Source organism: uncultured Methanobrevibacter sp., from assembly GCF_900314695.1.
GTDB lineage: Archaea > Methanobacteriota > Methanobacteria > Methanobacteriales > Methanobacteriaceae > Methanocatella.
In genome coordinates, this window is record NZ_OMWD01000001.1 from 61,625 (window position 1) to 73,468 (window position 11,844).

General features: G+C 31.2%; 9 protein-coding genes. 3 read left to right on the forward strand and 6 right to left on the reverse strand.

Features of this window, described 5'->3' with window-relative positions; translation table 11 throughout:
• Nucleotides 1-164 precede the first annotated feature (164 nt).
• The 3 genes from leuS to QZN45_RS00305 form a co-directional block, all read right to left on the reverse strand.
• Nucleotides 165-3,020 (reverse strand): leucine--tRNA ligase, encoded by a 2,856-nt coding sequence (leuS, locus tag QZN45_RS00295; RefSeq protein WP_292607845.1) that lies wholly within the window; start codon nt 3,018-3,020, stop codon nt 165-167.
• 12 nt (nt 3,021-3,032) lie between these two features.
• Nucleotides 3,033-3,821 carry an NAD+ synthase gene (locus QZN45_RS00300; protein ID WP_292607957.1) on the reverse strand — a complete coding sequence of 263 codons (789 nt, stop codon included), beginning with the start codon at nt 3,819-3,821 and terminating at the stop codon, nt 3,033-3,035.
• A gap of 276 nt (nt 3,822-4,097) precedes the next feature.
• Nucleotides 4,098-5,435: an MATE family efflux transporter gene (locus QZN45_RS00305; protein WP_292607848.1), complete on the reverse strand. Its 1,338-nt coding sequence runs from the start codon at nt 5,433-5,435 to the stop codon at nt 4,098-4,100.
• 264 nt (nt 5,436-5,699) lie between these two features.
• Between QZN45_RS00305 and QZN45_RS00310 the strand changes: the two genes are divergently transcribed.
• Nucleotides 5,700-6,596 carry a cation diffusion facilitator family transporter gene (locus QZN45_RS00310; protein ID WP_292607850.1) on the forward strand — a complete coding sequence of 299 codons (897 nt, stop codon included), beginning with the start codon at nt 5,700-5,702 and terminating at the stop codon, nt 6,594-6,596.
• Between the two features lie 114 nt (nt 6,597-6,710).
• Here the strand turns inward: QZN45_RS00310 and QZN45_RS00315 are convergent, their stop codons facing one another.
• Genes QZN45_RS00315 through QZN45_RS00325 form a run of 3 tightly spaced genes read right to left on the reverse strand, consistent with a single transcriptional unit; the run spans nt 6,711 to nt 9,210 of the window.
• Entirely contained in the window at nt 6,711-7,469 is a 759-nt protein-coding gene (locus QZN45_RS00315) for an ABC transporter ATP-binding protein (protein ID WP_296810372.1), read from the reverse strand.
• Between the two features lie 9 nt (nt 7,470-7,478).
• On the reverse strand, nt 7,479-8,231 hold the full coding sequence (locus QZN45_RS00320; RefSeq protein ID WP_292607855.1) for an ABC transporter permease: 753 nt from the start codon (nt 8,229-8,231) through the stop codon (nt 7,479-7,481).
• A 31-nt stretch (nt 8,232-8,262) separates the two neighbouring features.
• Nucleotides 8,263-9,210 (reverse strand): ABC transporter substrate-binding protein, encoded by a 948-nt coding sequence (locus tag QZN45_RS00325; protein ID WP_292607858.1) that lies wholly within the window; start codon nt 9,208-9,210, stop codon nt 8,263-8,265.
• Nucleotides 9,211-10,230: 1,020 nt separating this feature from the next.
• Between QZN45_RS00325 and QZN45_RS00330 the strand changes: the two genes are divergently transcribed.
• Both QZN45_RS00330 and QZN45_RS00335 read left to right on the forward strand, forming a co-directional pair.
• Nucleotides 10,231-10,407: a hypothetical protein gene (locus tag QZN45_RS00330; protein WP_165814053.1), complete on the forward strand. Its 177-nt coding sequence runs from the start codon at nt 10,231-10,233 to the stop codon at nt 10,405-10,407.
• A 389-nt stretch (nt 10,408-10,796) separates the two neighbouring features.
• Nucleotides 10,797-11,546, forward strand: coding sequence for a hypothetical protein (locus tag QZN45_RS00335; protein WP_296810377.1), 750 nt, complete (start codon nt 10,797-10,799; stop codon nt 11,544-11,546).
• The last annotated feature ends 298 nt before the right edge of the window (nt 11,547-11,844 follow it).

The window sequence follows — 11,844 nt, forward strand, 5'->3', positions numbered from 1 at the left end:
TGTTTGTTTCATATTTTGCAGTGAAGTTAATATACTAGTAAAAATTAAAGACCCTATCTTTGATTAAATTTCATGGATGTATTGTCCACTTCGGGGTTTTCATATTAAATATCTAAAATGTTTATTAAATTGGTATTTAAAGAAAAAAAGAGGGAATAATTGAATTATTCCATGAATATTGCTGGTTTGTAAGGCATTGCATTTCTTGCCTTGTTTTGTGGGTCATAAGCATCATCGGTGTGAATAATGACTTCATCACCAATTTCTTCAGTAATGTAGTCAAGTGCATCGGTTAAAATTTCTTCTTCATTGATTTTACCGATGTATCTTGTTTTGGTCATTTCCTTACCGATTTTTTTAGCTACCATTGCGATTTCTTTTTTATCATCGTTGATGTTAGCCTGAATAGCTCTTCCCATAATTTGGCCGATATCCGGTTTTCCGACTTCATCGGCTATTTTGTATAATTCCCATTTCCAATCAGGAGCAAGATAAACATGGACTTTGGAGATATCTCCTTTAACCATTTTCTTGATTTGTGTAATATCTTTTATGATATTCTGCACTAATTCTTCTGATTTTTCAATTTCTAAACTTACAAGTTCTGAATCATATTCCGGCCAGCTTGCTTCACTGACAAAGCCTTCTCCACCGTATTTGCTCCATAATTCCTCTGAAGTGTGTGGAGTAAATGGTGCTAAAAGCCTAATCCAGTTTTCTAAAACTGTGGATAAGACATAAATTATTGCAGGATCCTGTGAATCGATTAAATGTTTCACACGATATAGGTAATGGTCTATATCTTTTTTAAGTAAGAATAGGGAATCTTGTAATGCCTGTCTTGTTTGGAAAACTTCCAGTGCTTCTGTAGCGTTTTTAATATGTTGATTAAGTTGGCTTATCATCCATAAGTCAATTGTACGGGTAAGCTCTACTTTTTCAATATTGCTTAAGTCGAGTTTGGAACCTTTGATTTCTTCAATATTTGCTGCAAACTCTCTAAACCATTCAAGTCTTCTTTTTGTTCCTAAAACTTCTTTTTCTCTCCAGTCAAAGTCTTGCCATGGTTCGGCAGAGGCCATTAAGAATAATCTTACTACATCTGCAGTGTAATCCTTGATAGCATCCTTAAGTAAAATAACATTACCTTTTGATGAAGACATCTTGTTTCCTTCTAAAAGACCCATTCCAAAGACTACAGTTCCTTTTGGCCATTTATCTTTTGGATAAATTGCACTGTGGTGGAACATCAGGAAACTTAAGTGATTTCCTACTAAATCTTTTGCAGATAACCTCCAGTCAAGAGGATACCAATAGTTAAATTCATCCTGGATTTCTTTGACTTTTTCTGCAGGCACTGTAATGTCTCCGGAATCCTTATCTAAAAGTACCTTATCAAAGAATGCTCTGTTCAAGTCATCAGGATTCATGTCCCTTAGGTATTTTGCAATTGAATAATATGACATGTAGATGGTGGAATCAGTTAAAGGTTCGATTAACCATTGATTGTCCCATGGAAGTCTTGTTCCAAGTCCTACTTTTCTAGAACAAGCCCAATCGTCTAGCCAGTTGAGATAATATTCAAAGTTATTTTTGATTTCATGGGGGATGATTGTTTCTCCTTCTAGGACTTCTAAAGTCTTTTCGGTCCATTCTTCATTTCCATATTTCATGAACCATTGGTCATCCATGATTTTAACAACACAGTTGTTTCCGCATCTGCATACAACAGGCCTTTCAGCAAAGTCATACATGATTGTAGCCATGTTGTCGTTGATTAATTTCTCTTTTAACTCTTCACGAGCGAAACGAACTTTCATTCCACCAAAATCAGGAATGGATTCGATTATTCTTCCTTTACTGTGTTGCTGTTTGTATAATTCATTGGTTGCTTCGTGTAATTTTTCATCGTTTTGGTCTGTAATTCCAAGCCTTTCAATAATGTCTGCAGCAGGAATTTCTCCATATCCCTTAAGGGTACATACTGGAATTGGCTCTACATTTTCAATAATTCCGCTTAAATTATATTTGGCTATTAATTCATCGTTATTTTTCAAGTCTTTTAGTGCAATGTAGTCTGCTGGAGCATCAGCAGGTTCGGAAAATACAACACCACTTCCGTATGATGCACTTACAAAACTGGCAGGGAATATAGGTAATTCATCTCCAGTAAATGGATTTGTTGCCATTTTACCAATTAAATCATTAGGATTAATTTCTGAAATGATTTCTAAATCTTTGATTTGGTTCGATAAGTTGTAGTGAGCTTCTTTTGTTATAACCCAATTTTCACCATTTGCATTAGCTAAAACATATTCCACATCGGGATTTAACCAGATGTTGGTAGCACCGACAATGGTTTCTGGCCTAAGTGTTGCGGTAACTAAAATTTTATCTCCTATTGGGAATTTTAAAAGGGTGAGTTCATTAACTCCTACACCTTCTCCTTCAAGCAAGTCATGGTCTCCAACAGGGTTGTCACAGTTTGGACAGTATTTTACAGGATGTTCTCCTTTTGCAACTAATCCTTTTTCGTATAATGTGGTTATTTGCCATTCTATGAATTTTTTATAGGTTGGATCAATTGTCCTAAATTCTCTTCTCCAGTCAATTGAATAACCCATTTCTTCCATTACTTCATGATATTCTGTTGAGAAGTATTTTACAATAAATTCTGGGTCTTCTAATTCTGGCAAAGTCTCTTTTGGCACACCGTGAACTCTTTCATATAAATCAAGTGTCCAAGGATCTTTTCTTTTAATCCTGTCAGCTATTCCAATAACTGGTGCGCCTGTAACGTGCCATGCCATTGGGAATAATACGTTATAGCCTTCCATTCTTTTAAATCTTGCATAAACATCAGGCACGGTGTAAGTACGGCCGTGACCAATATGCATTGCACCACTTGGGTATGGGAAAGCTACTGTAAGGAATAATTTTTCTCTTTCATCAGGGTTAGATTCAAATAGCTTTGCATCTGCCCATTTTTTCTGCCATTTCTTTTCAATATTTTCGCTCACTAAATCACCATTTTATAAGATTGTTTTTTGAGGACTTTCAGGAACTTTGCTTTTATGTTCGTTCCTGATTATCTTTTTAATAATCATATCAACATCATCTTGTGAGATTTCTAAATTTTGTGAAATTTCACTAATTTCTTTATCATTTTCACAGTATTCATAAAGAATTTGGTCAATTAAATCATACGACATTCCAAGTTCAGCTTCATCGGTTTGATTATTCCATAATCCCGCACGAGGGGGTTTATCGATAATTTCTTGCGAGATACCCATAAATTCGCTTAATCTATAAACATCAGTTTTGTATAAATCTCCAATCGGTTCAATATCACATGCACCATCTCCATGTTTTGTAAAGTAGCCGATTAAAATTTCACTTTTATTTCCGGTTCCGCTAACGAGGTAATTTTTAGTATTTGCATAGTAATAAATGATTGACATTCTAATTCTGGCTTTAAGGTTTCCAATAGCCAAATTATTCTCTTCAAGTTGAGTCATTAATAAAAATTCATTTAAGATGCTGTCAATAGCTATTTCTTTGTAATCAATTCCTAAACCTTGAGCTATTGAAATTCCGTGAAGTTTGTCTTCTGTTGGTGTTGTGGTAGATGGCATTATTATTCCAAATACATTTTCTTTTCCAACAGCTTCACATGCCAAATATGCTGCCAATGTTGAATCAATTCCTCCACTTAAACCAACAACAATTCCGTCGGTTTTAGCTTCGTTAACTTTAGATTTAATGAAATTAACAATGTCTTCTTTTGTTTTTTCTTGATTTATTTTTGGAATTTCGCTAATATTTTCACCAACCTTTTAATCATTTATACATTAAGTGGTTTGTATTTATTACTTTATAAACTATATCATGGATGTAGGGATTGTTTCAAAAAGCTTTTCTTACTGGATATGAAGTTGGTTTCAAGCCATATCGGTGAAAAATAATTTTGAATAGAAGGCTATGTTTTTTTGTAGGTGATAGTATCCAGTTTCCAGTTTAAAAAAATTTGAAGGTCAAAAAGTGAAATCATTTTGATTATTAATGATATCTAAAATCACATTTTAACCATTTTCGTATTAAGAACCAGCACAGGATGGAATATTTTTTTTGGATTTGTTAAGAAGATATTTTAATAAGATATAATAAGCAATGGCAAATGTAACTTCACCTATTAATATTCCCAGTAAAACACAAACTCCGTGTTTGAATATCGGTGCCAATAATGTCACTATTGAAATTTCGTAGATAATGATTCCAATTGTAAAGAATAATTCATGATAACTCTTTCCCATTCCATCCAACATTTTTTCTGACATTACTGAAACCTCATTGAATGGAATGATTATAATAGCTGCAAGGGCAATGTAAAATACTGATTCTGGTGCGCCTGTAACTGAAAACAAAGCAAAACCATAATCTCTAATAAAGAAGAATATTATTGTTGAAATAATTGCAAGTATTATGGCTTTTTTAAGCACATAATGATATAAATCCTCTAGTTCATCAATTTTATTGGCTCCGTATAAATGTCCACTGACACTTACCAATCCTCTACCAAATGCTTTTTGTGGGGATACCATTATGGATTCGATTCTTGATGCAGTTGAATAAAGCAGTACACCAATTTGGCCAAGCTGTTCGATTAAAATCTTATTGAAGAAGAGCATGGAAATGCACCATAAACTGTCTGTTAAAAAGTTTGGAAGGGCTACAATGATTATGTCATAAACAATTCCTGGCTTGAAATACTTGAAATTTATTGGAACTTCGGATTTTCCACTTAAATACCAATATAATAAATAAACAGCTGTAACTCCTGAAGATAATATTGTAGCATATGAAACACCACTAACTCCCCACCCTAAAACGAATATGAAAATAGGATCCAAAATTAAATTCAGGACGTTTGTTAGAATAAGTAATCTGGTAGGAGTTTTTGAGTTTCCTTCGGCCTGCAGTGTGTTTGCAAAGAAATTGGAAAAGATAAAGACAAATGGACATAAGAATATTGGAGTCAAATACTGCATTGACAGCTCCATTGAAGAAGTTGCTCCCATATAAGTTAAAATGTCCTCTAAAAAGAATGTAGATATTATAACAATAAATCCAATTAGTAAACAGGCTGCAATACCATGCAAAATCGAATTATAGGTGTCTGTGAAATCGTTATCCCCTATTTGCCGGGACATTATTGAATTGGTTCCAATGCCTATTGACTTTCCAAAACTTATAATCAATGTAACCAATGGCACTGCAACTCCTATTGCAAAAAATGATTCTGCATTCATTTGAGATACCCAAAATACATCAACAAATGAGTATCCTGCTTCAAAAAGTGTGAGAAGAAGTAATGGAGTAGTAAACTGCCAGAAGGCTTTTCTTGGATTTGAATTAAAATCTACATTATTGACCATATTAATTATTTTTGTTTACTTAAGTATAAACTTTATGAATTAATTAAATAAAATTAGAAAAATTTCTTGATGCAGATTCTACAACGCTTTGCACGAATTTAACTTTTTTATTTACCATATTGTAAAATTTAATTCCTTTGAAGATATTTAACCGATTTGTTTTCCGCAGTTTTTTAATGTAAAATATTTATTTTGGGTATTGGGATGATATCATAATAATTATATATTAAACAAATTATTATAAAATATATTGAGGAACAATTTATGAGTGAAGACTTTCGTTCAAAAGGTGGTAAAAAAGCAGCTATTGTGGCTGTTATTGCAAATTGCTTTTTGACTATTTTAAATATCTCTGTTGGATTTATATGTGGGAGTAGTGCATTAATTTCTGAAGGAGCCCATACATTTTCAGACATAATTACGACGATTGTTGCATATATCGGTTTTTATTATAGTCAAAAACCTGCAGATTCGGAACATCCAATTGGATATGGTCGTGTAGAAGCTTTAAGCGGATTGTTTATTGTATTGTTCTTGTCTCTTATCTCATGGGAAATTATTGAAAAAGCTGTTAAGCAGATATTTTTCAACCAGACTTTAACTGTTCCGGATATTCATGTCGCCATTATGGCTGTTGTAGGAATCTTTGTTAATTTTGTAGTCAGTAGCTACATTATTCGTATGGGAAAACAAATTAATAGTCCTGCCATTGTTGCCGATGGTCAACACCAAAGAACTGATGTATTTTCATCAATTGCAGTATTAGTTGGTGCAATTGTTTCAAATATGGGATATCCAATATTAGATCCAATTGTTGCAATAATCATTGGTTTATTGATTTTCAGACTTGCAGTAAAGCTTTTTATAATTAATTTCAATTATCTTATTGGTAAAGTCCCATCTGAGAGTTTCATTGATGAGATAAAGGATATTGCGAATAATGTACCTAATTCTCAAAATGCACATGAAGTTAAAGTAGATTATATGGGAAATTATGCTTTTGTTTCATTGCATATTGAAGTTGATGGTGATTTGTCAGTATCTGAGGCCCACAAAATCGCTCATGAAGTTCAAAATAGGATTCTTGAAGAAAAATCAGAAGTCAGATACGTGGTAGTTCAAACTTGTCCAATTGGTCTGGATAATGACTATAATCAATGAATAATTAATCTTAAAATTCTACATGTTTTTTGGATTTTTTAGATATTAAACGTGCAAGAATACCACGACTTCTGTAAGTCGTGGCGATTCAATGGACATGTTCATAAGATTAAATCAACCGTCTTCTAGTTCATCAATTGCGTGGATAATTTCAGATACTAGCTCTTCAAATTTTCGATCTTCCCTATTTCTTGGATGCTCCAGTTTAACTTCAAAAATTTCCTTGATTCTTCCGGGTCTTCTGGAAAGAAGGATAATTTTATCTGATAAAAATACTGCTTCATCAATATCATGTGTAACGAAAAGGATTGTCTTATGTTGTTCTTTACAAATTTTATGAACTTGTTTTTGTAGTTTGTGTCTTGCCTGAACATCCAATGCACTAAACGATTCATCCATCAATAAACTTTTAGAATCATTAATTAATGATCGAATTATTGCAACTCTCTGTTTCATACCTCCGGATAATTCATGAGGATAGCTATTTGCAAAATCTTTTAGTCCAACACTCTCAAGATACTCCATTGCACGTTCCTTACTTTCTTTTTCAGGTTTCCCATTGATGCCTAATCCAAATACTACATTATCAATGACATTTAACCAAGGATAGAGAGAATAGTTCTGGAATATAAAACCTCTTTCGTTGGAAGGTCTTGTTACTATTTTTCCATCATCTTTAACGGTACCTTCTGTAGGATTTTCAAACCCTTCTATTATACGCAACAATGTTGTTTTTCCACAACCTGATGGACCTACAAAGGAGATGAATTCTCCGGTTTCAATAGTAAGGTTAATATCCTTTAATGCAGTTACGTCTTCTTTACCTTCGCCTGATTCAAAAACTTTCGATACATTTTCTATTTCAAATGTCATATTATCACCTTACCAGAATATTCTTTCCTGTACCTTTGAAAAAATATAATCAAAAATTATACCGATTACACCAATTACCAACATTCCAACTACTGTTGAACCTGTATCAAATAGGTTGGTGGATGTTAAAATCATATACCCTATACCTGAACTGGATCCAATCATCTCACCGGAAATTGTACACATTAAAGCAATACCTATTGCCACTTTAAGTCCGGATACAATATACGGAACGCTTGACGGCACGATTACTTCAGTTAACATCTGTGAATTAGATGCTCCAAATGATTCTGCTGCTTCTATTAAAACAGGATCGGTTCTATGTACTCCATCAATTGTTGAAATCAGTATTGGAAAAACACATCCCATGAAAATTATGAATACTGCAGGTCCTACACCAATACCGAACCATATTATTGAAAAAGGAATCCAAGCAATTGGAGGGATAGGCCTTAAAATACTGATAACTAATCTACATAATCTTTCTAATCGTTTAAACCAACCCAACATTATACCCAATGTTATACCTACCACTGATGCCAGCAACATACCAAACAATACTTTATAGAGTGTTTCAAGGATATCTCTAAAAAGCTGACCTGAAACAACTAACTTGACAAATGAATTTGCAACATCTGTTGGTCCGGGAAACATGAAACTTGGAATCAGTTGAAATACATCACAAACCAGATACCAAATTATTATTAAAATAACTGGTAATATTATCATCTCTCTACTATATTCTTCTCTCAAACTATTCATGTTAAAACCTTCCAGTAAACATTAGATAAATTTAGATTTCCGAAAATAACTTTTCCTGAGGTATATCTCCATTAATTATTCCCAAATCTTTTTCAATATTTAAGAAATCATTCACATTTTTCTTATAGGTGTCGTTTAAATCACTTACCCATTTGATATGTTTTAAACTTTCTTTTTCAATTTCAGAATCAGGAACGATATGTGGTGGTAAATATTGCATCACTCCTTCAGGATTTGCTTCTATTTTCTCAGTTGCTCTTTTATGAATATCTAAAATCTTTTTTGCTTTGTCAGGTTCTCCTGATATAAATTTTTCATTCATAATTACAACACAACATGGATGATCCGGTAAAATATCTTCAGAGCTTTCCACCAAAGTCTGATTATTAATTTCTTTTGAAATTGTAACATAAGGTTCATATGTTAACATTGCATCAATACCATCAGTCTTTAATGCATCATTCATTGAAGAAACTTTCATAGTGGGACTTTCAATATCAGAAGTACTTAGTCCGTTTTTCTTTAAATCATATTTTAATAATACACTTTGTATTGATGCTTCACCGGGTGTAGCTACAGTCTTACCTTTTAAATCAGTTATGGACTTAACTGAGGGACTATGGGAAAGCAAACCGCTTCCCTCATTTTGAGCTCCTGAAACAATTTTTACAGGCACGTCTTTAGATATGGAATATATTACTGGTGTTATTCCAACATAACCAGCATCCAATTCCCCGCTGGCCATTGCACTCATCATATCTCCACCATTATTATATTCATAGAATTCCACATCAATTCCTTCATCTTTAAACATTCCTGTAGCATTTGCGACAAATAATGCTGCATCATGATCTGTAGGCAAATATCCGATTTTAACAGTTTCTGTATTTTCACTGGACATGGCATATAATGTAAAAATAATTAGTAAAATAACTGCTATCATTATAGTTAATCCAATAATTTTTCTATTTTTTGACATGATATTAACTCCTAAAAATATGGATTATCATTTGTTTAGAAACCATGATTATATTTTAGGAGTATTTCAAATAAGTAATTTTTTTATTAAAGTTTATTCTATATTTGTTGTTTATTTGAATATTTCTTTTCTAAAAAGTAGTTAATTATAAAATAAGGGGAAATAAATCTTATTTTACATAACTAAAGTAAAATAATTTACAATATCTAAAAAACTAAATGATGAAATAGAAAAACGAATCTGCAAACAATCTAAACCAATCAGGTTGATTTCATTGAAGTTCTTAAATTGTTGATTAAAGCTAACTAAATCAGTAATATTTGATTCCTGCATTGTTGGAATAATACTTGATTTTTGAAACTTAATTTTGTTTTTTTGCTAATTGGTTCCAACAATTCCTTTGAAATATCGAATGTTTTTGCAATGTAGTTGAAAATAGTGTACTCATTTAATATTTCAAAACTATCAATCAGACCATATTATATTTCTTCAGCAGAATCAATGTTAAGTTTTCTGCCAGATAGGGTTAAAACTTCATTTAATACATTGTTGTTGATGTAGCAGTCTTGTGAGAGAATATTCTCAGCTTCTTCTAATCTTAAAGAATTCTCATGTAATTCATCATTTGAATATATTAAATATCATAAGATGAAAAATAGAATATGCAAGAATTTCTATAATAACTAACTTTATATACTATAAGAAATTAAAATTACATTTAGTAACTAAAAGTTAGTAATTGGAATTTCGATTACTTACCATTTTTCCGTGGACAACTTACAGGATAATATATTTTAATTATCTGTAATAAAGATTATTATATTCTCCATTTCCTAATTCTATTTTAATTTAATTTTATATTTTTATCAATTCTTTTTGCATCTTAAATTTTATATGTGATGTTTTTCTCACTACAATTTTACCAATTGGCTTCAACAAGCCTTAAATAATTTATAACACATATATGTTCTCTTGAAAGGCCTCAAACTATAACACATTTTTGAAAGGAGGTGAATAAACATGAGAATATTTATTATATTCACTGTTTATTTATTAATCAGAGTAGTTTCACCGTATGGCTATTCTGGTGTTCTTTTCATGCGTCTGAATGGAGGTGAAAAAAGTGGGGTTGATTATATTCCTCATTGGATCATATTGGCCGAATATTATGGCACTAATGATTCTGATAAAATATAGGAGATAACGACTCAAATTTTCACCTTCTAAATGGCAATTAAATATAAACAAGTCAATGAGGGGCTTTGAAAACTAATGTTTTCGTGAGGCCTTTTCCTTGAGATAGCCACTATTTAATTGTCTATTTTTTAAAATTAGTTAAGTTTATATATTTTATTTAATAATAGTATTATACAAGAGATTTACTTTTAAGTAAACCTCTATTAAGACGCAAAAAATGTATTATTAATGTCTAATACGGGATATTGTAGAGATTTTTCTCTACAATAGGACATTAATTTGAATTTTTTTTAAGAACCCGAGTTTTTCAACTAAAAACATCACATACTAAGATAAACTAACTGCATCTGATTATATTGTAATTGTTAGTTAATTTGGTGGATAAAAATATGGACAAAAGTTTAAATGAAATTATGAAGACTAAATGGATGTATTTGAATGAGAATGAACTTAAATTTTATTCATTGGGCATTTTTATAGAATGCATCTGTTTGAGTGTAGTTATTTCAATAATATTAAATTTATTGTTCAAATCTGATTTTATGCTCTGCATGTCAGGGTTTACTATTGTTAGTATCATGTTTACTATTTTAATATATAAACGTGACTTTTTTGATGAAAAATTTGAATTATTTTCTCCTGATTTATTGCAAGGCACTAATCAAGGATTAATCCTATTTTTATTTGTATCATCATTTTTGGTATCTTGGGGCTTTTTTTGCGCGGCTTTAAAATATGGATTATATAATGCCATTGCATTTTCTTTAGCAGTATGTTTTCCGGGAATTTTCCTGCTTTTAAGAAGAAATGTATACTCTAATGAAAACAACAACTCATTTTATGATGGTAATGGTTATCATCCACTTTTTCATTGGGTTTTAGGTATTACTGTAGGTTCTGGGCCTTTGGGTGTCTCTTTAACTAATTTTTTAAAAGACATGTTTGTTAAAGGTTCATTTTTGAATATTGACTTAATTTCGGTTGTATTGGCATTAGTTTTAGAATGTTTTGTTCTTTCCCCAGATGTTGCAAATAAGATTTTACCATTTGAATTAAAAAGAATTGAAGGTATGAAAAAATTTATTTTAATTTCATTAGGTTTAATGATGATATTACTACTTTTTAATATGATAATTTAACATTTATCTATGAATTATTCTTAACAAACTTAATTTTCATGGTTTAAGGATTTAAGAAATAGTATTCGTAATTTCAACAATAAATTATGGTAATTATTTAAAATAAAGTGTTAATATTGAAATTGATGATTGCAATAGTGCTAAAATAACTAACTTTATATACTATAAGAAATTAAAATAACATTTAATAACAAAATGTAAGTTTAATAAAATCTTACTATTCATGATTTCGCTTGGCAAAAATATATGAATGGTAAGTATATGGAATTTAAACCTACACTAAAAGTAAGTTTATTAC